Consider the following 23,145-nt stretch of genomic DNA (forward strand, 5'->3'; position numbering starts at 1 on the left):
CTGACGGCGGAGCCGGCCCGCGGCTGACGCGGCCCTCCTCGCCGCGGGCCCGGCCGCACCCCCCGCCCCGGCCCCCGCCAGCCCCGCGCCCCCCCCCCCCACCGCGCCAACCCCCGCCCCCCCCCCCCCCGGCCGGCGGCATTCTCAGGGGATCGGATCCGTGGGCGCGAGCCGGCGGCCGAAGGCCCGCTCGAACCGCGACCATCCCTGGGCCCCGATGAACACCGTGGCCCAGGAACCGTCCACGAAGCCGATCTGATACGTCCCCGACTTCACATCGCGCCGGTTGCGTACCCAGGCGGTCTCCCGCAGGTCCGCGCTCCAGCCGACGGCGACATGGCGGCCCAGCCGCCGCCTGCCGAAGGTCGCCTGCTGCACGTGGACGATGAGCAACTGGCGCTCCGTCACCAGCATCACATGGGCCACACCGGTCTTCGTACGGGGAAAGAACTGACGCGCCATCTGGCCGGCGGCACTCTGCCACCCGCCGAAGAACGGCCGGTTCTTGAAGCTGTCCCGCAGCTCCCAACGGTCGTACAGGTCCTCGATGGGCCTCCAGTCGAACGTCACGATCCGGAACACCACCGCGAGGCAGGCCACCAGGCCGAACCCCGCCATCCGTTCCCCGGGGAAGACGACCGGCCGGTGTTTCCGGCGCGGCTGGGGCATGTCCTCGGCGGCGGCCATCAGATGGCTGTCCAGCACTCTTTCGCCGGGCGGCAGCACCTCGGCGGCCCGGTCCTTGAGCTGCTGGTCAAACTCTTCACGGCTGATCATGAATGTCGACCGGCCTGATTCACTCACCCGAACGCTTCCCTCATCGACTTCTTCGCGTGGTCCGGCGACCCCTCCATGCGCTCATCAAAACTCTTGGAGTCCGGCCGCGCCGCGTACTCGGCCGCCTCCTCGGCCACCTTCGGGCCGTTCTCGGTGAGCCCGCCCGTTATCGCGCCGCCGGGATCCACTCCGATCAGGCCCTTGGAAATGCCCTTGACCTGTTTCCAGGCCATGTACTTCGCCACATCGGTGATATCGGGCGCCTGCCCTCGGATGAGGTTGCCGGCGATTCTGCCTCTCGCTCCCTTGAGGTCCTTCTTGATGTCCTTTGCCTTCGTGGTGCGCAAGTACCGGCGGAGCTTGGCCAGTTTCCGCATCGCCTGCATGCGCTTGGCGAGATCGGAGAGCTTGTCGGCCAGCTTGGCGGTGATCCGTACGGCCTTCGCGGCCCGCATGGCGATACCGGCCCCGGCGACCAGCGGGCCGATCGCGGCCGCCGCTCCGGCCGTGAGTACGGCCAGGATCGCCGTGGTGGCCGCGGCGGCGATGATCGCTTCGACGATCTCGACGATGACCTCGAGCATCATCTCCTCGGCCATCGCACAGGCCTCGGCCGCCATCTCGAGGAGTTCCGCGATGGTGTCCATGTCGTCGGCTTCGCCGCGCAGGGCTTCCTCGAAGTCGGTCATGGTCTTGGTGAAGCCGTCCGCCGCGTCACCCGTCCAGGCCTGCTCGACCGTGCGGCGCTCGGCAACGAGGTCTTCCACGACGCCGCGCAGATCGCGGGCGGCGGTCCGCCATTCCTGCGCCACTTCGGTGAGGCGCTCATTGTCGCCGCTGACCTTTTCGAGCAGGTCGTCGATGCCGAATTGGTCGAGTGCGCCCTTGATGCATTCGTCGAGCACCTTGGCGAGCGGATTGCTCCAGTCCAGGGCGTAATTGACGCGCTCGAGCGCGCTGCCCGCCGCCTGTCCGACCCCCATCAGCGCCCCCCGCCGAAGCTCTGCGCGGTGGCCTCATCCGTGCCGTCGTAGGCGTCGGCGGATTCCTTCACGCCATCGGCAATGTGCTGCAGCATTTCTGCCGCCTGCTTCAGGTCGTCCAACGAATCGTTGCGCTGCTCGTCGTAGTCGGACTTCAGGCTGTCGGCTTCCGGAAGTTTGCCGAAGACGCCCTGGGACAGGTCAAGATCCTGGGTGCGGGACCGGATTTTTTCCATTCGGCCCATGCTCTCTTCGGCTGCCCTGGCGAAGCGTCTCAGCGCCTCGCTCTGTACATCGGTCATCTGACCGTTGTTTCCCATATTTCCTCCCGTTTGCGGCCTTCAGGGCGGATCTGGCCGCGAGCCCGGAACGACCCCCGGCAGCTGTGCCCAAGTAAAGCAAACCCAAAGGGGAAGTAAGTCTTGGTTATGTTGAATGCCATGCCCTCGTCAAGTATTCGGAGTGCGAGGGCAGGGGCGAGGTGCCTTACGGGGAGTCAGCGGGCTTGCGGCCCAACGTCCGCCGGCAGCGCTCGGCAGAGCGCTTCCAGTGCGCCCGGAAAGGCGTGGTCGGAGGGGGCGGCATATCCGACGACCAGGCCGTGCCGGGGTGGCATGGTGGCGGCCGGATGGCGGTAGTCGGAGAGGCCGTCCAGGGCCAGGCCCTGCCACTGGGCGGCGCGGAGAGCGGTGCTCTCGTCGGAGTGCGTTGCTCCGGCGGGGAGTTGGAGTACGGCGTGCAGTCCGGCGGCGATGCCGGTGATGCGCAGGTGCGGGGCGTGAGTGGTCACCGCGTCGATGAGCTGGTCGCGACGTCTGCGGTAGCACTGGCGCATCCGGCGGATGTGCCGGTCGTAGGAGCCGGCGGCGATGAACTCGGCGAGGGTCAGCTGGTCGGTGACGCCGGCCCAGGCCTCGCGTTCGCCCTTCGCCTCCAGTACGGGGCCGACCAGGCGGGCGGGGAGGACCAGCCATCCCAGACGGAGCGCCGGGGACAGGCTCTTGCTGACCGAACCGACGTGGATGACGTGCTCCGGGTCCAGCCCCTGGAGCGCACCCACCGGCTTGCGGTCGTAGCGGAACTCGCCGTCGTAGTCGTCCTCGAGGAGGTAACCCCCGGCCGTACGGGCCCAGTTGAGGGCATCGGCGCGGCGGTCGGGGTGGAGGGGGACGCCGGTGGGGAACTGGTGGGCGGGCGTGAGGAGGGCGGCGCGGAGGGCTTTCGATGCGGCCAGGTCGCCGACGTCCGCGCCGTCCTGGTCGAGAGGGAGCGGGTGGGTGCGTACCCCCGCCGCCGCCAGCAGGTCGCGGTGGAAGGGAAGGCCGTACGACTCGACGGCCAGGGGTCCGGACAGGACGGCGGGGAACAGGAGGCGCAGGGCGTGGGCGAAGCCGGAACAGATGACGATGCGGTCGGGGTCGGTACGGACGCTGCGGGTGCGGGCGAGGTAGTCGGTGAGGGCGCGGCGCAGTTCGGGGCGGCCACGGGGATCGCCGGGGCCGAAGGCGTCGTTGGGGGCGGCGGTCAGGGCGCGGCGGGCGGCGGCGAGCCAGGCGGTGCGGGGGAAGGACGCGGCGTCCGGCTGCCCCTGGAGCAGGTTGTGGGCGGGGCGGCTCGCCGGGGCACGGTGGGCGGCGGAGCGGGCGGGCCGGAGGGGCTCGGCGCGGTGGGCCACGCGGGTGCCGGAGCCCTGCCGGGCGCTGAGCCAGCCCTCGGCGACGAGTTCGGCGTAGGCGTCGGCGACGGTGTTCCGGGCGATCCCGAGGTCGGCGGCGAGCGAGCGGTAGGGCGGCAGGCGGGTGCCGGGCGCGAGCCGGCCGGTCCGTACGGCGTCCCGTAGCGCGCGGATGAGGACGGCGCGGCGGCTGCCGGGGCCGGTGAGCTCCAGATGGAGATCGGCCCCCAGGCTCTCCGAAAGATTGACCCATGAATCCGGCATGGAAATGCACCCTATCGGGGGTCACCTGTGCCCATAGATTCGAGGCATGACGCACCGCGAAGAGATCATCAGCGAAGAGAACACCAGCGCAGAGACCATCGGCGCAGGGAACACCACCACCAAGTCCGCCCGGCTCGACTTCGCCAAGGCGGCCCCCCGGGCCTTCAAGGCGCTCATAGGGTTCGACGCCGCGGCCCGTGAGGGGCTGGACCCGGACCTCGTCGAGCTGGTCCAGATCCGCGCCTCGCAGATCAACAAGTGCGCGTACTGCCTCCATATGCACACCACGGACGCCCGCAAGGCGGGGGCGAGCGAGGAGCGCCTGCACATGGTGGCCGTATGGGAGGAGGCGGCGCACTTCTTCACTGCGAAGGAGCGGGCGGCGCTGGCGCTCACCGAGGCCGTGACGCGGGTGGCGGACGGCGGGGTGCCGGACGCGGCGTACGAGCGGGCGGCGCGGCACTTCGAAGAGGGGGAGCTGGCGCGGCTGCTGGCGCTGATCTTCACGATCAACACCTGGAACCGGATCGCCATCAGTACGGGCAAGGTGCCGGGGAGCGACGAGCGGTGAGCCGGCGCCGGGGGCGTCCGAGGAGGCCCCCGCGGCCGGTCGGGCTCAGCTCTGCCCCCGCAACTCCTTCCGCAGGCCCTCGGCGATCCCCGCCACGGCCGCCATCGCCCGGTGCTGGAGGCCAGGACCGAAGGTGACCCTGGCGGCGCCCAGGGCGCCCAGTTCGCGGGGGGAGGGGCCGCCCGGGGTGACCACCGCGTTGACGGGGATGCCGATCGCGTCGGCCATTTCGGCCAGCAGCGAGGGCGGGGCGAGGATCGGGTAGACGCAGTCGGCACCTGCCTCGGCGTACAGCCGGCCGCGCACGATCGCCTCCTCCGCGCCCTCGATGCCCCGCAGGAACGTATCGATCCGGGCATTGATCACCAGCGCATCGCCCGCCTCGGCCCGCACCCGGGCCAGCCAGTCCGCCTGTGCCTCGGGCTCCCGGAGGTCGCCGGTGGCATGGTCGCTGTCCTCCAGGTTGCAGCCCACCGCCCCGGCGTCCGCCAGGCGGCCCACCAACTCCTTGGCGGACAGCCCGTATCCGGCCTCCACATCCGCCGATACGGGCACGTCCGCGGCCCGCACGATCCGCGCGATGGCCGCGAACATCTCCTCGGCCGGGGTGCTCCCGTCCTCGTAACCGAGGGAGGCCGCGATGCCCGCGCTGGGCGTGGCGAGCGCCGGGAACCCGGCGTCGGCGAACACCTTGGCGCTGCCCGCGTCCCAGGGTCCGGGGAGGACCAGGGGCAGGTCGGGGCCGTGGTGCAGGGCGCGGAGGGCGGCTGCGGTCATGTGGTGCCTCCAACTGGTGTGACGGGCGTGCGGCTAGGGGTGGGCGCCTACGGGCGTACGGACGGCGACATCGATGCGGTTCCAGATGGTGATCACGGTGATCAGGGCGATGAGCCGGGCGAGCCCGGCCTCGTCGAAGTGGGCGGCGGCGCGCCGGTAGACGGCGTCCGGCACAGCACCTCCCCCTGCCTCCGGCTGGGAGGTGCCGCCGGTCTTGTTGGCCGCGGCGGTCAGCTCCATCAGGGGGGTGAAGATGCCGGGCGCCGGTTTGCCAAGGGGGAGCCGGGGTGCCGTGGTGCTCACGGAGCTCATTGTGACCGGCCCGGTGCCATACGGGTCGACACACCGAAGCGGTTCCAGGCGTTGATGGTGGTGATCAGGGCGATCAGCTGGGCGAGCTCGGCCTCGTCGAAGAGCGCGGCGGCGCGGTTGTGGACGGCGTCCGGGACGAAGCCGTCGGTGAGGACGGTGATGGCTTCCGTCAGGGCGAGGGCGGCCTGTTCCCTGGGGGTGTAGAAGGAGGCGGCCTCCTCCCAGGCGTTGAGGAGGTAGATGCGCTCCTCGGTCTCGCCGGCCTTCCGCGCGTCCTTGGTGTGCATGTCGATGCAGAACGCGCAGTGGTTGATCTGCGAGGCACGGATCTTGACCAGCTCGACCAGCGTCGGGTCGAGCCCCTTCCTGGCCGCCGCGTCGAGGGCCACCATCGCCTGGAAAACCTCGGGGGCGAGCTTGGTCCAGTGGAGGCGGGGGCCGTGTGCGTGGGGGGTCTCGGGTGTCGCCTGAGGCGTCGTCTCTGTCGTCATGCCTATGACGCTACGAGCCCAATGGCACCCCTGTATGGTCCACTTCCATGGAGAATTCCTGGGCCACTTTCGGGCGCGATCTGCATCTGGACCTCACGGGGCCCGGCGGGGTGCGGGCCGCTCTGCTGCGGGCGCTGCGGGATGCCGTACGGTCCGGGCGGCTCAGCACCGGCACCCGGCTGCCGTCCTCCCGCTCGCTCGCCGCCGACCTCGGCATCGCCCGGAACACCGTCGCCGACTCCTACGCCGAACTCGTCGCCGAGGGCTGGCTCAGCGCCCGGCAGGGCTCCGGCACCCGCGTCGCCGAGCGGGCGCCGGCCCGCGACGCCACCGGCCCGGCCCGGCGCACCCCCGGCCCCGCCCGCCCCGACGACCGGCCGCGCTTCGACCTCACCCCCGGCCGGCCCGACGTCTCCTCCTTCCCCCGCACCGCCTGGCTCGCCGCCGCCCGCCGCGCCCTGACCGCCGCCCCCAGCGAGGCCTTCGGGTACGGCCTGCCCGCGGGCCGCCCCGAACTGCGTGCCGTCCTCGCCGACTACCTGGCGCGCGCCCGCGGGGTACGCGCCGACCCGGACCGCATCGTCGTCTGCGCCGGGTTCATGCAGGGCCTGGGCCTGCTGAGCCGGGCGCTGGGGGCGGCCGGCAGCGGCGGCGCCGGGCGGCTCGCCGTCGAGTCGTACGGGCTGTCCTTCCACCGCGACGTCATCACCCGCGCGGGACTGGGCACCGTACCGCTGACCGTCGACGACCACGGGGCGCGTACGGAGGAGCTGCCCGCCCTCGACGCCGCACGGGACATCCGGGCGGCGCTGCTCACCCCCGCCCACCAGTTCCCCACCGGCGTCCCGCTGCACCCCGACCGCCGCGCGGCCGCCGTCAACTGGGCCCGTTCCACCGGCGGTTACATCCTGGAGGACGACTACGACGGCGAGTTCCGCTACGACCGCCAGCCGGTGGGCGCGCTCCAGGGCCTGGACCCCGACCACGTCGTCTACCTGGGCACGGCCAGCAAGAGCCTCGCCCCGGCACTGCGGCTGGCCTGGATGGTGCTGCCGGACCGCCTCGTCGACCCGGTGCTGGCCCTCAAGCGCACCGGCGAATGGCAGTCCGGCTCCCTGGAGCAGCTCACCCTCGCCGAGTTCCTCGCCTCCGGCGCCTACGACCGCCATCTGCGCGGTATGCGCCTGCGCTACCGCCGCCGCCGCGACCAGCTGGTGCAGGCCCTGGCCGACCGCGCCCCCCACGTCCATGTCTCCGGCATCGCCGCCGGCCTGCACGCCGTCCTCGACCTCCCACCCGGCACCGAACGCTCCATCGTCCAGGCCGCCCGCTGGCAGGGCCTGGCCCTGGAGGGCCTCAGCACCTTCCGGGCCCCCGCGGCGCCGGGCCCTCCCCGCGACGGCCTGGTGGTGGCATACGGGACACCGCCGGACCACGCCTTCGCGGGTGGGCTGGAGGCGCTCGTGTCGGCGCTGCCGCCGGATCCGGGCCGGGGGGCCGCGACGGGCGCCCGTGCGTGATGGGATGACGTCATGGACCCAGAGGGCATACCGGCGGACAAGAGACAGGCGAGCCGAGAGCCGATTGGCGGAGAGCCGCACGATGGAGCAACCGGCCGATCGCGTCCGGCGGGTGTCGTCGCCCACCTCCTGATGGTGGGGTGCCTCGGCTGCGTCCTGACCGCCGTCCAGCTCGAGGCGGTGCTGACCGCACTCTTCATGGAGAAGACGGCGTTGATCGTGACCGCTCTCGTCGCGGCACCGTCCCTCACGGTGCCCCTCCTCGCGGGGTACGCCTTCTCCGCCCTTCCGATCGTGCCGTTCGTCCGCCGGACGCGCGGGCAGTGGGGATGGGCGGCCGGGGTGTACGCGTGCGGCACGGCCGGCACGCTCGCTGCCGCGGCGTTGAGCCTGTACGCCGGCACCTTCCGCGACAACGCCGAGCTGCTCTTCCCGTGCGGAGGCATCTGCTATGCGCTCGCCGCCGCCTTCTTCCTGCCGGGCAAGCGAGCGCGGCAGGCCACCCTCGCCGCCACGGCCCTGTTCGTCGTCACCAGCGCCTGTGTCACTTGGTCGATCGCCCAGCCGCCCACCCTCCGCGAATGGCTCACCGCCAACGGCGTCGACCGCACCCTGCTGCGCGTCGGCGAACCGCCGTCCGGCTACACCCTGGAGGTCAACGGAGCCGGCGAGGAAGGCTTCGGGGCCACCTACACACGGCCCGGCGCACCGGAACTGCACCTCGCCGTGGAACGGACCGGCCGGGACACCCGGCGCGCCGATGCGCGCGGCTGCCCCGTCCCGTTCGGTGAAACGCTGCGGTGCGCGGACGACGGCGAAGGCCGCCTGTTGATCACCCACGAGGGCGACTACCCCCAACGCGAACTACGGCTGCGCCGCAACGGCCTGGTCCACACGGTCACCGTCGACGGCAGCCGCACCGATCTGTCCGCGGCCCGGCACATCCTGACCACCCTCAGACCCGCCACCGACACCGAACTCGCCCCCCTCACCACCCGCCCGATGCGCCGCTGACCGGAACCGACGCGGTCATTTTCCGTGGGCCCGGCCGGCTACGGCGTCGCCAACTCCCGTACGAACGACACCCGGTCCAGCCCGGGGCCGTCGTCATCGCGGTGGACCGGGACGCCGTTCTCCAGCTGAGCGCTCAGTTCCAGCCGGAAGCCCATGCGGGTGTGGTAGGCGATCGAGTGGTGGTTCGTCGGGCTGGTGATGCAGCGGATCCGGGTGCGGCCGTGCTGATGGGCCAGGTCGAAGAAGCGGTGGTAGAGGGTGCTGCCGAGGCCGGTGCGCCGGGGTGTCGGGGTGGACGCCGACGAAGTGGATGTAGGCGGTCGCGGGGTCGGTCTGGGAGAGGAAGCCGATGAGGAAGGCCTGGAGGGCGGGGGCGCCGTCCCCGGTCGGGCGTTCCACGAGGTGGCTGGTGCCGGAGAAGTGCTGGAGGAACAGCCGGGGGACCAGCAGCTGACGTTGGAGGGCGCCCGCCTCGCCGCCCTGGCCGTCCCACCAGTCGGCCAGGGCCAGCTGGAGGCGGGGGTGGTCGGACGGCTCCGGGTGACGCAGGGTCAGGTCCGTGCCGGGGGAGCTGCTCCCGTATCGGAGAGGGGTGGTGTGGGGTCATGTCCGGTCCCTTGGGGGGTGGTTGAGGGGGGAGCCCGTGTCGTCGTCACCTTAGGGCGTGTGCGGTGCTCTGGTCCTGGGCCGGTGCCTCCCCGAACCGCGCCAGGGCCAGCGCCCCCGCCACCGCCAAAGCGAAGCCGGTCACCGCCAGGGGTGCCAGGCCCGCGCGGGTGCGGTCGCCGAGCCACACCACGCCGACCACGGCGGGGCCGATGGTCTCGCCGATCACCATGGCTGCCGTGGCGGTGGTGACCGAGCCGCACTGGAAGGCGGAGGTCAGCAGGAGGAAGGCGGCGCCGCCGCCGATCAGCAGGGCGTAGGTCGCGGGGTTGGTGAGGAGGGCGGCCGGTGCGAAGTCGTCGATGAGGCGGACGGCGACCTCCACCACGCCGAAGCCGAGGCCCGCGCCCAGCCCGAGTACCGCCGCGCGCGCCCGGTCCGGGAGGCGGCCGGCCAGGGCGCCGGAGGCGAGGACGGCGAGCGCGAAGAGCAGTGCCGCGGCGCGGAGTTCGGTGGTGCCCCGTAGGTGGCCCTCCGTGCCGGAGGCGAGGCCCAGCAGCGCGAGACCACCGCAGACCGTCCCCACCGCGGCCCACTCGGCGCGGCGGAGCCGGCTGTGCAGCACCGGGGCCGCGACCACCGCCGTCACCGCGAGCGTGGCCGCCAGCGCCGCCCCGACCACGTAGATCGGCAGCGCCCGCAGCGCCACCAGCTCCAGAAGGAAGCCGACGCCGTCCAGGGCGAGGCCGAGCAGATAGCGCCACTGGGTGAGCACCCGCAGCAGCAGGCGCGGGTCCACGCCGGATCCGGTGCCGGGCGTGGTGGTCCGGGCCGCGACGGCCTGGAAGACGGAGGCGGTACCGAAGCACACAGCGGAAGCCGGCGCACAGATCATCCCGAGGACCATGAACCGACTTTGACATCCTCCGCCCCGTAAAACGGGGCGGAATCCCATTCGAGCTACGGTGCGGCTCGGCGGGTGGTTGACGCTTCAGCGCCTGCCCAACGGCGGTCGCCGTCGACGCCGCCTACACCAGCAAGTGGGGCGCCCAGCACTGGACCCGTCCCCTGACCGGCACCAAGCGCGCGATGACCCGCCACGACGCGGCAAGCATCGCGATCGGAAGGCGCGCCCTGGGGCACCCCAGAGCGTGCGGGAAACCGCCCACGTGTCACCGGGTCACGGACACGATCCGTGCGCGCCGGACACGACGAGAACGTGGTGGACCAGAGCGCCCCACACCGTTCGGGGCGTTCGGCTGAGCATGAGCTCTGGCATCAGGACTCACTCCCGCTCAGTCTGTAGGAACGGTCGGAAAACCAGGGAGGAGTCGGAAACCGGGGGAGGGTCGCTTCTGGTGAGTGGGGGCGGCCCCCTACGCTGGCCCCATTCGGATTCCGGGCAGTGTCTGCGGACAAGCGTCTGGTTGACGACGAGAGTTGACGGCAAAAACGGGGGAAGGTGCGCAATGGCGGACAAGGCGCGTCGGCGACTGCGGTCGAGCACGGTGATCCTGGGCGGGATGGGCGCGCTGGCCGCCGCTCTCACCTCCTGCGGATCGGAGCCGGACAAGCGCTGCGTGGACCGCAACAGCTATGACGCGATCAACGGGTATCGCGTCGTCGATGCCAAGAACTGCTCCGGTGGCGGGTCGAGCAGTGGCAGCACCAGCAGTGGCGGCACCAGCAGCGGCTCGTACGGACAGAGCGGCCGCAACGGCGGGCTCGGTAAGCAGAAGCAGTCCACGGACGGTCAGTGGTACTACGGGCCGGACAAGACGAGCGGCCGGTTCGCCGACAACGGAACGTTCAGCAAGGCCCAGGCCGTCGACCGGGGCGGCTTCGGCTGCTCGGGTTCGGGCGGCTCGGGCGGCTCGCACGGCCGCATCGGCGGCTGAGCGGGCACGGTCGCAGACATGCAACGGCACACCATTGAGCCGCGCCCCGGCTGGCAGGAGACCGTCGAGGCTCAGGGGCTGATCTACCCGCTCACCCGCTATCCGGACGACTCGCTGCGCCCGTACTGGGACGAGAGCGCCTACTACGCGTTCTCGCTGCCCGAGGTGGAGGCGCTGGAGGACGTCGTCGAGGAGCTGCACGGGATGTGTCTGGCGGCCGCCGCGCACATCGTGGCGGAGAAGCGGTTCGGCGACCTGGGGATCGAGGATCCGCGGCTGGCCGCGCTGGTGGCCGAGTCGTGGCGGCGGCGGGACGAACTCCCCTCCGTATACGGGCGGTTCGACCTGCACTACGACGGCAGCGGCCCGGCCAAAATGCTGGAGTACAACGCCGATACGCCGACCTCGCTGGTCGAGGCGGCGAGCCCGCAGTGGTTCTGGATGGAGGAGCGCTTTCCCGGCGCCGACCAGTGGAACTCGCTGCACGAGCGGCTGGTGGCGGCCTGGAAGCGGCAGGCGGCCCTGCTGCCGCCGGGCGCGCCGCTGCACTTTGCGCACTCGGCGGGCGATGAGCTCGGCGAGGATCTGATGACCGTCGCCTATCTGGAGGAGACGGCGCAGCAGGCCGGCCTGGAGACCGTCGCGATCTCCATGGAGGACATCGGCTGGGACCGGCTCTCGGGCCGCTTCGTCGACCAGCGGCTGCGGTTCATCCGGTCCTGTTTCAAGCTCTACCCGTGGGAGTGGCTGGCCACCGACGCCTTCGGCCCGTATGTCCAGGACACCCTCGACAACGGCGGCGGCACCGGCTCCACCCTCTGGATCGAGCCGGCCTGGAAGATGCTGCTGTCCAACAAGGCGCTGCTGGCGGTGCTGTGGGAGCTGTTCCCCGGGCATCCGAATCTGCTGCCCGCGTATCTGGACGGGCCGCGCGAGCTGGCGCATACGAAGGGGTACGTGGCCAAGCCGCTGCTGGGGCGGGAGGGCGAGGGCGTCACGCTGCACGAGCCGGGCGCGGAGCCGGTGCTGCGCGGGCCCGAAGACCCCTGCTGCTACCAGGAGTTGGCGCCGCTGCCGGACTTCGACGGGAACCGGGTGGTGCTCGGGGCCTGGGTCGTCGAGGACGAGGCGGCGGGGCTGGGGATCCGGGAGTCGGCGGGGCCGGTGACGGATGAGTACGCGCGGTTCCTGCCGCATGTGATCCTCTGAGCCGGATGCCGGATGCCGGATGCCGGATGCCGGATGCCGGATGCCGGATGCCTGATGCCTGATCCGGCGCCCCGCGCCCGGGGCTACGCCTCCAGCGCGCCCCGCAGCTGGTCGAGTCCCCAGTCCAGGTCCTCCTTGCTGATCGTCAGCGGCGGCGCGATCCGGATCGTGGCGCCGTGGGTGTCCTTGACCAGCACCCCGCGCGCCATCATCCGCTCCGCGACCTCCCGCCCGGTGCCGCGCGACGGATTGATGTCCACGCCCGCCCACAGCCCGCGCCCGCGCACCGCGTCCACCGCGCCGCCGCCCACCAGCGGCGCCAGCTCGCCGTGCAGATGCTCACCCAACTCCGTTGCCCGCGCCTGGAGTTCACCGGTCCGCAGGATCGCGATGACCTCCAGCGCCACCGCGCACGCCAGCGGATTCCCGCCGAAGGTCGAGCCGTGCTCGCCCGGCGCGAAGACGCCCAGCACCTCGCGGGAGGACACCACGGCGGACACCGGCACCACACCTCCGCCCAGCGCCTTGCCGAGCACATACATGTCCGGCACCACGCCCTCGTGCTCGCACGCGAAGGTCCGCCCCGTACGGCCGAGCCCGGACTGGATCTCGTCGGCGATGAACAGCACGTCCCGGGCACGGGTCAGCTCCCGTACGCCCGCCAGATAGCCCGGCGGCGGCACCAGCACGCCCGCCTCGCCCTGGATCGGCTCCAGGAGGACGGCGACGGTGTTCTCGTCGACGGCCGCCTCCAGCGCGGCCGGATCGCCGTACGGAACGATCTCGAAGCCGGGGGTGTACGGGCCGAAGCCGGCGCGGGCCTCCTCGTCCGTGGAGAAGGAGACGATGGTCGTCGTCCGGCCGTGGAAGTTGTTGTCCGCGACGATGATCTTCGCCCGGCCGTCCGGGACGCCCTTGACCTGGTAGCCCCACTTACGGGCCGTCTTCAGCGCCGTCTCGACCGCCTCGGCGCCGGTGTTCATCGGCAGGACGAGTTCCATTCCGCACAGCTCGGCCAGCTGCGTACAGAAGTCGGCGAACCGGTCGTGGTGGAAGGCGCGCGAGGTCAGGGTGACCCGCTCCAGCTGCGCGGCGGCCGCACGGAGCAGCCGGCGGTTGCCATGGCCGAAATTCAGCGCCGAATACCCGGCGAGCAGATCCAGATAGCGCCGCCCCTCCACGTCCGTCATCCAGGCACCCTCGGCGCTGGCCACAACGACCGGCAGCGGGTGGTAGTTGTGCGCGCTGTGGGCATCGGCGGCGGCTATCGCGCGTGCCGTTTCCGTGGACGTCACCAAAGGCTCCGTTTCGGTAAGGCGGGTGCCGGTGCCGGTACGGCAGGGCACTCGGCGCCCCTTTCCATTGTCACGCTGGCTAGACTTTGCTCCGCACACCGTGACTGGCGTACGGGGAACCGACCCCGAGGGAGCGGTGTGCGGCCGCAGCAGCGGCCTTCACGAGGTGTCGCCCCGCCTGGGCACCCCGGGACCCGACCGGACCACCGATCGCACGCCCCGGAGGAATCACCTCATGACGCTTCCCCTTTCCCATCCGCACCTCGGTGCCGCCGATCCCGAACTGGCCGCGCTCGTCGGCGCCGAGGAACGGCTCCAGGCCGACACCCTGCGCCTGATCCCCAGCGAGAACTACGTATCGGCCGCCGTTCTCGAGGCCACCGGCACCGTCCTGCAGAACAAGTACAGCGAGGGGTACGCGGGCCGTCGCTACTACGAAGGCCAGCAGAACATCGACCGCGTCGAGACCCTGGCCGTCGAGCGCGCCAAGGCCGTCTTCGGCGTCGAGCACGCCAATGTCCAGCCGTACTCCGGCTCGCCCGCCAACCTCGCCGCCTACCTCGCCTTCGCCGAGCCCGGCGACACCGTGCTGGGCATGGCGCTGCCGATGGGCGGCCACCTCACCCACGGCTGGGGCGTCTCGGCGACCGGGAAATGGTTCAACGGCGTCCAGTACGGCGTCCGCGCGGACAGCGGCCTCATCGACTTCGACGAGGTGCGCGACCTCGCCCGCAAGGAACGCCCGAAGATCATCTTCTGTGGCGGTACGGCCGTGCCCCGCACCATCGACTTCGCCGCCTTCGGCGAGGTCGCCCGCGAGGTCGACGCCGTACTCGTCGCCGACATCGCGCACATCGCCGGCCTGATCGCGGGCGGCGCGCACCCGTCCCCGGTACCGCACGCGGACGTCATCTCCACGACCACCCACAAGACCCTGCGCGGGCCCCGCGGCGCCCTGCTGATGTCCCGCGCCTCGCACGCCAAGGCCATCGACAAGGCCGTCTTCCCCGGCCTCCAGGGCGGCCCGCACAACCACACCACCGCCGCCATCGCCGTCGCGCTGCACGAGGCGGCCGCCCCGTCCTTCCGCGACTACGCGCACGCCGTCGTCGCCAACGCCAAGGCGCTCGCCGAGGCGCTGCTGGCGCGCGGCTTCGACCTGGTCTCCGGCGGTACGGACAACCACCTGGTGCTGATCGACCTGACGTCCAAGGACGTCCCGGGCAAGGTCGCCGCCAAGGCCCTGGACCGCGCCGGGATCGTCGTCAACTACAACACCGTCCCCTTCGACCCCCGCAAGCCCTTCGACCCGTCCGGCATCCGGATCGGTACGCCGTCGCTCACCTCCCGCGGACTGGGTACGGACCTGATGCCGCAGGTCGCCGAGTGGATCGACCGCGGTGTGGCGGCCGCGGGGACAGGTGACGAGGCGGCGCTGGCGGCGGTCCGGGACGAGGTCGCGGAGCTGATGGCGGCCTATCCGGCACCGGGGCTGCCGGCGGCCGGCTGACGACCGGCCGGCCGCCGGATGACGGCCGGCCGACCATCCGTCGGGGAGCACACCCGGACCTGAGACAATCGGTGCCATGGCTTCCGAACGTCCGCGTGTGCTCTCCGGCATTCAGCCCACCGCCGGCTCCTTCCACCTCGGCAACTACCTCGGCGCAGTCCGCCAGTGGGTGGCGCTGCAGGAGTCCCACGACGCCTTCTACATGGTCGTCGACCTGCATGCGATCACCGTCCCGCAGGACCCGGCCGAGCTGCGCGCCAACACCCGGCTGGCCGTCGCCCAGCTGCTGGCGGCCGGCCTCGACCCGGAGCGCTGCACCCTCTTCGTCCAGAGCCATGTCCCCGAGCACGCCCAGCTGGCCTGGGTCATGAACTGCCTCACCGGCTTCGGCGAGGCGGGCCGGATGACGCAGTTCAAGGACAAGTCGGCCAAGCAGGGCGCCGACCGCGCCACCGTCGGCCTGTTCACGTACCCGATCCTGCAGGTCGCCGACATCCTCCTGTACCAGGCCAACGCGGTGCCGGTCGGTGAGGACCAGCGTCAGCACATCGAGCTCACCCGTGACCTCGCCGAGCGTTTCAACGGCCGTTACGGCGAGACCTTCACCCTGCCTGCGCCGTACATCCTCAAGGAGACGGCGAAGATCTACGACCTGCAGGACCCGTCGATCAAGATGAGCAAGTCGGCGTCCACCCCCAAGGGCCTGATCAACCTCCTCGACGAGCCCAAGGCGACCGCCAAGAAGATCAAGAGCGCGGTGACGGACACCGACACGGTGATCCGCTACGACACCGAGAACAAGCCGGGCGTCTCCAACCTCCTCACCATTTACTCCAGCCTCACCGGCACCTCCGTCGCGGAGCTGGAGCGGCAGTACGAGGGGAAGATGTACGGCGCCCTCAAGACCGACCTCGCCGAGGTGATGGTCGATTTCGTCACACCGTTCCGGGACCGTACGCAGGAATATCTGGACGACGCCGAGACGCTGGACGCGGTCCTGGCCAAGGGTGCGGAGAAGGCCCGTTCGGTGGCCGCCGAGACCCTCGCCACCACCTATGACCGGCTCGGATTCCTGCCGGCCAAGCACTGAGCGGACCGCCCGCGGGACCTGCCACGGCCGGTCCCGCGGGCGGTGCGGCGGGCGGTCCGTCACCGGGAGGGCCGCATTGTCCGCAAGTAACAGGACCGAGGTCGCGCCCCGCGGCGGGCGCGCACCCGGCACACTGATAGCCGGTGCGTGCGAGCGCGCCGCAGTCGGACTGCCGCTGTGGACGTCAGAGAGCTTGTGGACTTCAGGAGGGAGAACGCCGTGGGGCCCGTAACGCTGGGCGTTTCTATCGCGGTCCCGGAGCCTTACGGGACCTTCCTGCAGAGGAAGCGCGAGAGCTTCGGCGACCCCGCCGCGCACGGCATCCCCACCCACATCACCCTGCTGCCCCCGACAGAGGTCGGCGCCGAGGCGCTGCCCGCCATCGACGCCCATCTGGCTGAGGTCGCCGCCTCGTTCCGGCCCTTTCCGCTCCGACTGGAGGGCACGGACACCTTCCGCCCGCTCTCCCCGGTGGTCTTTGTGAAGGTCGCCGAGGGCGAGGCGGGCTGCACGGCCCTCCAGGCCCGGGTCCGCGCCGCCTCCGGCCCGTGCGCCCGCGAGCTGGCCTTCCCCTACCACCCGCATGTCACGGTCGCGCACGGCATCGCCGAGGAGGCGATGGACCGCGCACACGCCGACCTGAAGGACTTCTCCGCCACCTGGACGATCGGCGGCTTCGCGCTCTACCAGCAGGGCGCGGACGCGGTGTGGCGGCTGGAGCGGGAGTATCCGTTCGGCCCGCAGACGGCCGGGGTGCCGCGGCAGGCGGACCTTTCGCGGCCGCCGGCGCCCGCCCAGTAGCCCCGGCCTCCAAGCGCTACAGCGGCAGACTGCGCAACGCCGCACGCTGCACATACCGTAATGCCGCCGTCGCATAGCGCAGCGTGCCCGGTATCCGGACGATCTCGGCGCGGCGGCGCAGCCCGTCGTCGATGGCCGTCGCGGACGTATGAGCCGCCACCGCTCCGGGGTATGCGGAGGCTAATGTTCCGGATGGCTCCGGGTGGCGGGGCGAGTTAGGGGGGACCCATGGACCGGCTGACCAGACTGCCGGTGATCGGACCGGCGATCCGACCCACCGTGACCTGGCTGATGACCACTCATCTCTGGCGGGCATGGACGCGCATGGTGCGGGTCCACTGGACCAGGCTCGCCGCCGCGATCACCTTCACCAGCTTTATCGCGCTCTTCCCGCTGCTGACCGTCGGCGCCGCGATCGGCGCCGCCGTGCTGAGCGACAGCCAGCTGCACCAGCTCCAGGCCAAGCTCGCCGAGCAGGTCCCCGGTATCTCGGGACAACTCGATCTGGTGGGTCTGGTCAACAACGCCACCACGATCGGCCTGATCGCCGGCGCGCTGCTGCTGTTCACCGGCATCGGCTGGGTCGCCTCGCTGCGCGACTGCCTGCGCGCGGTGTGGGAGAAGGACGACGAGGACATCAACTTCTTCGTCGGCAAGCTCCGCGACGGCGCCCTGCTGCTCGGCTTCGGCGGCGTGGCGCTGCTCTCCGTCACCTGCTCGGTCTTCGCGGCCGCCGCGGTGGGAAAGGTGGCCGACGCGATCGGTCTGCCGGAGGGCGGCATCGGCGCCGTACTGCTCTCCGTCGCCGGCTTCTGCATCGCCGTGCTCGCCGCCTTCCTGCTGCTGCTCTACGTCCTGACCAAGCTGCCCGGCGCCCATCCTTCCCCGGTCTCGGCTTCGCTCGACCGGGGGCACCCCCATCGGCGCGCGGTCGTGGTCGCGAGCCTCATCGGCGCGATCGGCTTCGAACTGCTGAAGCTGCTGCTCAGCGGCTATCTCCGGGGCGTCGCCGCACGGAGCGTCTACGGGGCCTTCGGCACCCCGATCGCGCTGCTGCTGTGGATCAACTTCACGGCGAAGCTGCTGGTGTTCTGCGCGGCGTGGACGGCCACGCAGGGGGACGGGGCCGATCAGGCGGCGGCGGACAGGGCGGAGCCGGACCCTGCCGGGCCCCGCCCCTGACACGTACCGGCCCGCTTTTCCGCTACGAGCGCGTCCGCCGAGCGCGCAGCACCAGCGCCGCACCGAGCCCCAGCAGTGCCAGCGCGCCCCCGCCGATCCCCACCGCCGTCAGGAGCTTGTCCGAACCGTCGGCGGGACGCGCCATCGCGGGGTCGATGTTCTTGGCCTCGGAGTGCCGCTGCGCCTGGTCCGCCCGGTGCTCCTCGCTCTTGGGGCCGACCAGCCGCCCGACCGGCTCCACCTTCCCGGACGCCGCGAAAGCCCAGTCCAGGAGCCGGGCGGCCTCCTTGTAGGCCTCGTTGTGCTCCTTCTTCTGCGGGTTCATGACCGTGACGAGGAGCTTGCGGCCATTGCGCTCGGCGACCCCGGTGAACGTCGATCCGGCGTTCGTGGTGGAGCCGTTCTTCACCCCCGCGATACCCGGGTACGGCTTGATGTCGTAGTCGCCGCTGAGCAGCCGGTTGGTGTTCTGGATCCCGAACGTCTTCCGCTTGCCGTGCTTCGCCTCCTCGCCCGGGAACTGCGCGCTCGCCGTCGAGCAGTACTCGCGGAAGTCGGCGTTGCGCAGCCCGGCGCGCGCGAACAGGCTCAGGTCGTACGCGCTGGAGACCTGTCCCGGCGCGTCATAGCCGTCCGGCGTGACGACGTGCGTGTCGGTGGCGTTCAGTTCCTTCGCGCGCTTGCGCATCTCGCCGACGGTGGCCTCCGTGCCGCCGTTCATCGCCGACAGCGCGTGCACCGCGTCGTTGCCGGACCGCAGGAACACCCCGAGCCACAGGTCGTGCACCGTGTAGGTCAGGTTCTCCTTTATCCCCACGAGGCTGCTGCCCGCGCCCATCCCCGCCAGGTCGGCCGCCTTGACCTTGCGCTTCTGGTCCTTGGGGAACTTCGGCAGCACGGTGTCGGCGAACAGCATCTTCAGCGTGCTGGCCGGCGCGAGCTGCCAGTGCGGGTTCTTGGCGGCCAGCACCTTGCCGGACGCCGCGTCCGCGACGATCCACGACCGCGCGGTGAGCGCATCCGGCCCCGGCAGCTGCGGCGCCCCCGCCTGCAGCTGTCCCACCTGGACGCCGGGCAGACCCAGCCGGTCCCCGCCGACCTGCGACATCTTGGCGGGGGGCGCCGGGGCCTTGGGCTGCTTGCCGTCTCCGGGGGCAGCGTACGAGGTGCCGGTCAGCAGCGGGGACGCCAGCAGCGTGGCGGCCAGCGCGGCCACGGCGCGCAGGGGCCGGCGCCGGGGCCCGGTGCCGCTGGGGGCGGTCGAAGGGGTGGAGGCCGTGGAATCAGCGAAGGTCATCGGCACGTCGCAGAACGTACCCGGCTCGTCGCCCGCCCCAGACATCACCCCACGGAAGAGTGCCCCACCCGACCGCCGGATGGAGCCCCTGCCCATACTGGAACCCATGAAGCTCTCCCGCCCCGTGTCCTGGTTCCTGCTCGCCTTCGGGGTGTGGAGCTGGTTCATCTGGATCACTTTCGTCAAGAATCTGGTGAAGGACGGCAGCGGCCTCGCCTTCAACGACGCAGGCGACCCGACCGCCTACTTCTGGGTGCACCTGCTGCTGGCGGTGACGTCCTTTCTCTTGGGGACGGCGATCGGCATCATCGGGTTCCGCGGAGTGCGCGCGTTGCGGCGGGAGGCGGCGCAGGCCGCGTCGTCGACGACCCCGGACGAGTGACCGGCGTCACGCCATCGTGCAGTTCTCGCACGGGTCCCAGGTGACCTCGTGCTCCCAGAGCGGGGACGCACCCGTCGCCCCGAGCTGTTGCCCGGGTTCTTCGTCCGCTTCGTAGCAGCGGACATCGGCGCCCGGGAACGCCGTGGCCAGCAGGTCGGCCGCGTCCTGCCTGCCGTCCTCGCTGACGAACAGACAGCCGCAGTTCTCCGCCAGCAGATCGATGTCCTCGAGGCCGGCCAACGAGCGCCGCGCGTCGGCTCCGGTGAGCCATCGTCCCTCGGCGGTCCGCCCCCAGACCGCGAGGGTGAGACCGTGCGTGCCGTCCGCACCCCACTCTTCCTGGCAGAACTCGACCCGGGCACCGTCAAACCTCGTCATGGCACGCCATTATGCAGGCGCCGCAACCGCCCGGTGCGCCAACTCCCCGGCCGCACCGTGCGGTTGGACCGCCCGCTGCCGACGGCTCATGCGCGTGCCAGCCACCGCCGCCGCTCCGCATCGGTGACCGTCCGCCGGTGATGGCCGATCTCGATCCGGGCCAGGTGGGCATAGTGCTCCACCACCCCCGCGCCGAGCGCCTCCCGGGCAAGGGCGCTGTCCCGGAAGGCCGCCTGCGCCTGCTCCAAGGTGGCCGGTACGGGGGTGCCGTCGGCGTCGTAGGCGTTCGCGGTCTGGGCCGGTACGGGTGGCAGGCGCCGGTCGAGGCCGTGGCCGATGGCGGTGACCGCGGCGGTCAGGGCCAGATACGGGTTGGCGTCGGCGCCCGGTACGCGGATCTCCAGGTGGCGGCCCGCGCCGTGGCCCACGACGCGGACGGCGCAGGTGCGGTTGTCGTCACCCCAGGTGAAGGTGACGGGCGCGAACGAGCCGGGGGCGAAGCGCTTGTAGGAGTTGGTGTTCGGGGCGTAGAGCGGGGCCAGCTGAGGGAGGGCGTCGAGCAGGCCGGCGATGGCGTGTTCGGCCACAGGGGTCAGTCCGCCGCCGTCGTCGGCGACCGCGTTGCCGCCGCCGTCCTGCCACAGCGACACATGGAGGTGCAGGCCGCTGGCCACGCCGGTCTCCGGGGCCGCCATGAAGGTGGGGGCCAGACCGGCCCGCGTGCCCAGGGTCCGTACGGCGTGCTTGAAGACCAGGTGTCCGTCGCAGGCGGCGAGCGGGTCCCCGTAGGGGAAGGTCACCTCCACCTGGCCGCCGGCCGACTCGGTCTTGACGGCCTCCACCGGGAGCCCGGCGCCGGCGAGCAGGGACTGGAGGCGGCCGAAGAACCGCTCCGCGGCCGGGGAGTGGTCCAGCGCGTAGTCCAGGTTCTCCGTGGTCAGCGGCCGCAGCCCCTGGTGGCCGCGCTCGGCCGCCGCCTCGTAGGTGCCCTGGTAGAGGACGAATTCGGTCTCCACGCCGGCCTTGAGGTGCAGTCCGTGCCGCTCGGCCAGGCGGTCCAGCTGCCGGCGCAGCATCTGCCGCGGTGCCACGGCGACGGCCTCGCCACCGGGCCCGTAGGCATCGGCGAGGACGAGAGCCGTGCGCGGTATCCACGGCACGGTGCGCAGCGTCGCCAGGTCCGGGCGCACCTCCAGATCCTGGTAGCCGGTCTCCCACGACGCCAGCGCGAAGCCGTCCACGGGGTTCATGTCGACGTCCGTGGCCAGCACATACGCACACATCTCGGCGCCGCCGCGGGCGATGCGCCCGAGGAAGTGCCGGACGTCGTAGCGCTTGCCCTTCAGCCGTCCCTGGAGGTCGGGGAGGGCCAGCAGCACCGTGTCGATGCGGCCGGCGTCGGCCAGCGCCCGGAGCCGGGAGAGGGTGAGGCGGCCGGCGGGGCCGGGGTCCTCGGGGGCGTCGGGAGCATCGGCGTCGTCGGTCATACGACTTCCTCCTCGAAGCGGTCCGCCGAGCGGTCGAAGTCATGGGCGGGCACCTCATAGGAGCGCCGTCCGGCGACCCGCCACCAGATCCAGGCCAGCAGGAGGACGCACAGCAGCGCGACCGGCGCGTAGTTGAAGGTCTCGACGGAGAACAGCGCGCCGTTGTCCGGGCGGCTCTGCGGCAGACAGAACAGCACGGTCACGAACACCACCCAGGTCACCGCGACACAGCCGACCGGCACTCCCCACCGGCCCAGATTCCACGGGCCGGGGCGGAACTTGTTGCGGTTCCGCACGCGGAGATAGATCGGGATGGCGTAGGCGGGGGTGATGCCGATGACGTTGATGCTGGTGATCGCCGCGTAGGCGGTCGGGCTGTAGAGGCTCGGCAGGGCGAGTACGGCGGCGACGCAGACGGCCAGCCATACGGCGTTGCGCGGGGTGCCGGTGCGCGAGTGCACCCGCCGCCACAGCCGCGAGCCCGGCAGCGCGCCGTCCCGGCTGAAGGCGAACACCATCCGGGAGGCCGCGGCCGTCTCGGCGTTGCCGCAGAACAGCTGGGCGGCGATCACGATCAGCAGCAGCGCCTTGGCGCCGCCCGCCCCGAGCGCGTCCAGGAAGATCTGGGCGGGCGGAACCGCCGTCGCCGTGCCCACCGTTCCCGCGTAATCCTGGATGGCGAAGGTGAGCCCGCCCAGCAGGATGAAGCCGGCCACCCACGACCAGCCGATCGCCCGCATGATGCCGCGGGCCGCGGACACCTGCGCATTGGTGGTCTCTTCGGACAGATGCGCCGAGGCGTCGTAGCCGCAGAAGGTGTACTGCGCGAGCAGCAGGCCGAGCAGGGTGACGTAGAGCGGGCTGGACCAGCCGGTGTCATTGACGAAGTGGCCGAAGACAAAGCCCGGGGACTGGTGGTGCGCGGGCACCAGGGCCAGTACGCCGACGATCACGGTGACGCCGGCGAGATGCCACCAGACGCTGATGCTGTTGAGAATGCTGACCAGCCGGACCCCGAACAGGTTCAGGGTCGCATGCAGGGCGAGGATGATCAGGTAGATCACCAAGGTCTTGCCCTCGGTCGGCGTGAACCCGAACTGCAGGTTCAGGAAGGCGCCGGTGAACAGCGCGGCCCCGTAGTCGATACCGGCGATCGCACCGAGCAGCCCGAGGAGATTGAGCCAGCCGGTGTACCAGCCGAACTTGCGGCCGCCGAGCTGTTCCGCCTGGAAGTACAGCGCGCCGGAGGTCGGATAGGCGGAGGTCACCTCGGCCAGTCCGGCGCCGACGAACATCACCATGAAGCCGACCGCGACCCAGCCCCACATCATCACGGCCGGCCCGCCCGTGTTCAGCCCGAAGCCGTACAGGGTCATGCACCCGGACAGGACGCTGATGACGGAGAAACTGATGGCGAAGTTGCCGAACGGACCCATACGGCGGGTCAGCACCGGCTCGTAACCGAGCTCGCGCAGGTACACATCATCCGCCGCAGTGCCGTGGGGACGGCGCGGCGGGTTTTTGCGGAACACTGAACAACCTCCAGGGGATGGGAGGGGGTGTGGGGGGATGGGGGGTGAGGTTGGGGGTCGGGCTATGAACTTGGCTTGGCAGAGGTGGAGTTGA

At 71.5% G+C, this 23,145-nt stretch carries 23 protein-coding genes, 2 pseudogenes and 1 riboswitch; of the genes and pseudogenes, 11 read left to right on the forward strand and 14 right to left on the reverse strand.

The window, feature by feature from the left end; translation table 11 throughout:
* Positions 1 to 144: 144 nt before the first annotated feature.
* From AB0D04_RS08250 to AB0D04_RS08265, 4 genes are all read right to left on the reverse strand, one after another.
* Positions 145 to 777, reverse strand: a complete 633-nt coding sequence (locus tag AB0D04_RS08250; RefSeq protein WP_362700644.1) for a hypothetical protein — start codon at positions 775 to 777, stop codon at positions 145 to 147.
* 23 nt (positions 778 to 800) lie between these two features.
* Positions 801 to 1,760 (reverse strand): WXG100 family type VII secretion target, encoded by a 960-nt coding sequence (locus AB0D04_RS08255; protein WP_362700646.1) that lies wholly within the window; start codon positions 1,758 to 1,760, stop codon positions 801 to 803.
* A complete protein-coding gene (locus tag AB0D04_RS08260; RefSeq protein ID WP_362700648.1) occupies positions 1,760 to 2,062 on the reverse strand; it encodes a hypothetical protein in 303 nt (100 codons plus the stop codon). Before AB0D04_RS08260 ends, AB0D04_RS08255 begins: the two co-directional genes overlap by 1 nt.
* A gap of 194 nt (positions 2,063 to 2,256) precedes the next feature.
* Positions 2,257 to 3,699, reverse strand: a complete 1,443-nt coding sequence (locus AB0D04_RS08265; protein ID WP_362700650.1) for a PLP-dependent aminotransferase family protein — start codon at positions 3,697 to 3,699, stop codon at positions 2,257 to 2,259.
* A 46-nt stretch (positions 3,700 to 3,745) separates the two neighbouring features.
* Here AB0D04_RS08265 and AB0D04_RS08270 point away from each other — a divergent pair, with 46 nt between their 5' ends.
* Positions 3,746 to 4,270 (forward strand): carboxymuconolactone decarboxylase family protein, encoded by a 525-nt coding sequence (locus AB0D04_RS08270; protein ID WP_362700652.1) that lies wholly within the window; start codon positions 3,746 to 3,748, stop codon positions 4,268 to 4,270.
* Positions 4,271 to 4,315: 45 nt separating this feature from the next.
* On the opposite strand, the gene AB0D04_RS08275 is transcribed toward AB0D04_RS08270, so the two are convergent.
* From AB0D04_RS08275 to AB0D04_RS08285, 3 genes and pseudogenes are all read right to left on the reverse strand, one after another.
* Positions 4,316 to 5,047 (reverse strand): isocitrate lyase/phosphoenolpyruvate mutase family protein, encoded by a 732-nt coding sequence (locus AB0D04_RS08275; protein ID WP_362700653.1) that lies wholly within the window; start codon positions 5,045 to 5,047, stop codon positions 4,316 to 4,318.
* A 33-nt stretch (positions 5,048 to 5,080) separates the two neighbouring features.
* Positions 5,081 to 5,227: pseudogene (locus AB0D04_RS08280) on the reverse strand (carboxymuconolactone decarboxylase family protein); the annotation flags it as partial.
* Between the two features lie 128 nt (positions 5,228 to 5,355).
* Positions 5,356 to 5,850 carry a carboxymuconolactone decarboxylase family protein gene (locus AB0D04_RS08285; protein ID WP_362700655.1) on the reverse strand — a complete coding sequence of 165 codons (495 nt, stop codon included), beginning with the start codon at positions 5,848 to 5,850 and terminating at the stop codon, positions 5,356 to 5,358.
* 47 nt (positions 5,851 to 5,897) lie between these two features.
* On the opposite strand from AB0D04_RS08285, the gene AB0D04_RS08290 reads away from it, so the two are divergent.
* On the forward strand, positions 5,898 to 7,370 hold the full coding sequence (locus tag AB0D04_RS08290) for a PLP-dependent aminotransferase family protein (protein WP_362700657.1): 1,473 nt from the start codon (positions 5,898 to 5,900) through the stop codon (positions 7,368 to 7,370).
* A 132-nt stretch (positions 7,371 to 7,502) separates the two neighbouring features.
* Positions 7,503 to 8,384, forward strand: coding sequence for a hypothetical protein (locus tag AB0D04_RS08295; protein ID WP_362700659.1), 882 nt, complete (start codon positions 7,503 to 7,505; stop codon positions 8,382 to 8,384).
* 652 nt (positions 8,385 to 9,036) lie between these two features.
* Here the strand turns inward: AB0D04_RS08295 and AB0D04_RS08300 are convergent.
* On the reverse strand, positions 9,037 to 9,897 hold the full coding sequence (locus tag AB0D04_RS08300) for a hypothetical protein (RefSeq protein ID WP_362700661.1): 861 nt from the start codon (positions 9,895 to 9,897) through the stop codon (positions 9,037 to 9,039).
* A gap of 104 nt (positions 9,898 to 10,001) precedes the next feature.
* Between AB0D04_RS08300 and AB0D04_RS08305 the strand changes: the two are divergent.
* The 3 genes and pseudogenes from AB0D04_RS08305 to AB0D04_RS08315 form a co-directional block, all read left to right on the forward strand.
* Positions 10,002 to 10,296 (forward strand): annotated as a pseudogene (locus AB0D04_RS08305) (hypothetical protein); the annotation flags it as partial.
* Positions 10,297 to 10,459: 163 nt separating this feature from the next.
* A complete protein-coding gene (locus tag AB0D04_RS08310; RefSeq protein WP_362700663.1) occupies positions 10,460 to 10,888 on the forward strand; it encodes a hypothetical protein in 429 nt (142 codons plus the stop codon).
* An 18-nt stretch (positions 10,889 to 10,906) separates the two neighbouring features.
* Positions 10,907 to 12,097: a glutathionylspermidine synthase family protein gene (locus tag AB0D04_RS08315; RefSeq protein WP_362700665.1), complete on the forward strand. Its 1,191-nt coding sequence runs from the start codon at positions 10,907 to 10,909 to the stop codon at positions 12,095 to 12,097.
* An 83-nt stretch (positions 12,098 to 12,180) separates the two neighbouring features.
* Here AB0D04_RS08315 and rocD read toward each other — a convergent pair whose 3' ends face one another.
* Positions 12,181 to 13,392, reverse strand: a complete 1,212-nt coding sequence (gene rocD / locus AB0D04_RS08320) for an ornithine--oxo-acid transaminase (RefSeq protein ID WP_362700667.1) — start codon at positions 13,390 to 13,392, stop codon at positions 12,181 to 12,183.
* Positions 13,393 to 13,482: 90 nt separating this feature from the next.
* Positions 13,483 to 13,583, forward strand: a riboswitch (ZMP/ZTP riboswitch).
* Positions 13,584 to 13,627: 44 nt separating this feature from the next.
* Here rocD and glyA point away from each other — a divergent pair.
* From glyA to AB0D04_RS08335, 3 genes are all read left to right on the forward strand, one after another.
* Positions 13,628 to 14,902 (forward strand): serine hydroxymethyltransferase, encoded by a 1,275-nt coding sequence (glyA, locus tag AB0D04_RS08325; RefSeq protein ID WP_362700669.1) that lies wholly within the window; start codon positions 13,628 to 13,630, stop codon positions 14,900 to 14,902.
* Between the two features lie 76 nt (positions 14,903 to 14,978).
* Positions 14,979 to 15,992, forward strand: a complete 1,014-nt coding sequence (gene trpS, locus AB0D04_RS08330; RefSeq protein WP_362700670.1) for a tryptophan--tRNA ligase — start codon at positions 14,979 to 14,981, stop codon at positions 15,990 to 15,992.
* Between the two features lie 219 nt (positions 15,993 to 16,211).
* Positions 16,212 to 16,793 carry a 2'-5' RNA ligase family protein gene (locus AB0D04_RS08335; RefSeq protein ID WP_362700672.1) on the forward strand — a complete coding sequence of 194 codons (582 nt, stop codon included), beginning with the start codon at positions 16,212 to 16,214 and terminating at the stop codon, positions 16,791 to 16,793.
* 16 nt (positions 16,794 to 16,809) lie between these two features.
* Here AB0D04_RS08335 and AB0D04_RS08340 read toward each other — a convergent pair whose 3' ends face one another.
* On the reverse strand, positions 16,810 to 16,953 hold the full coding sequence (locus AB0D04_RS08340) for a hypothetical protein (RefSeq protein ID WP_362700674.1): 144 nt from the start codon (positions 16,951 to 16,953) through the stop codon (positions 16,810 to 16,812).
* 68 nt (positions 16,954 to 17,021) lie between these two features.
* Here AB0D04_RS08340 and AB0D04_RS08345 point away from each other — a divergent pair, with 68 nt between their 5' ends.
* Positions 17,022 to 17,975, forward strand: a complete 954-nt coding sequence (locus tag AB0D04_RS08345) for a YihY/virulence factor BrkB family protein (RefSeq protein WP_362700676.1) — start codon at positions 17,022 to 17,024, stop codon at positions 17,973 to 17,975.
* A 22-nt stretch (positions 17,976 to 17,997) separates the two neighbouring features.
* Here the strand turns inward: AB0D04_RS08345 and AB0D04_RS08350 are convergent, their stop codons facing one another.
* Entirely contained in the window at positions 17,998 to 19,272 is a 1,275-nt protein-coding gene (locus AB0D04_RS08350; RefSeq protein WP_362700678.1) for a D-alanyl-D-alanine carboxypeptidase, read from the reverse strand.
* A 106-nt stretch (positions 19,273 to 19,378) separates the two neighbouring features.
* Between AB0D04_RS08350 and AB0D04_RS08355 the strand changes: the two genes are divergently transcribed.
* Positions 19,379 to 19,654, forward strand: a complete 276-nt coding sequence (locus AB0D04_RS08355) for a hypothetical protein (protein WP_362700680.1) — start codon at positions 19,379 to 19,381, stop codon at positions 19,652 to 19,654.
* A gap of 6 nt (positions 19,655 to 19,660) precedes the next feature.
* Here AB0D04_RS08355 and AB0D04_RS08360 read toward each other — a convergent pair whose 3' ends face one another.
* From AB0D04_RS08360 to AB0D04_RS08370, 3 genes are all read right to left on the reverse strand, one after another.
* Positions 19,661 to 20,032, reverse strand: a complete 372-nt coding sequence (locus tag AB0D04_RS08360) for a hypothetical protein (RefSeq protein WP_362700682.1) — start codon at positions 20,030 to 20,032, stop codon at positions 19,661 to 19,663.
* An 86-nt stretch (positions 20,033 to 20,118) separates the two neighbouring features.
* The gene (locus tag AB0D04_RS08365) at positions 20,119 to 21,519 is read right to left on the reverse strand and encodes a glutamine synthetase family protein (RefSeq protein WP_362700683.1); all 1,401 of its coding nucleotides are present in this window, start codon (positions 21,517 to 21,519) and stop codon (positions 20,119 to 20,121) included.
* Entirely contained in the window at positions 21,516 to 23,051 is a 1,536-nt protein-coding gene (locus AB0D04_RS08370) for an amino acid permease (protein ID WP_362700685.1), read from the reverse strand. Before AB0D04_RS08370 ends, AB0D04_RS08365 begins: the two co-directional genes overlap by 4 nt.
* Between the last annotated feature and the right edge of the window lie 94 nt (positions 23,052 to 23,145).

This window comes from Streptomyces sp. NPDC048483, from assembly GCF_040651455.1.
GTDB lineage: Bacteria > Actinomycetota > Actinomycetes > Streptomycetales > Streptomycetaceae > Streptomyces.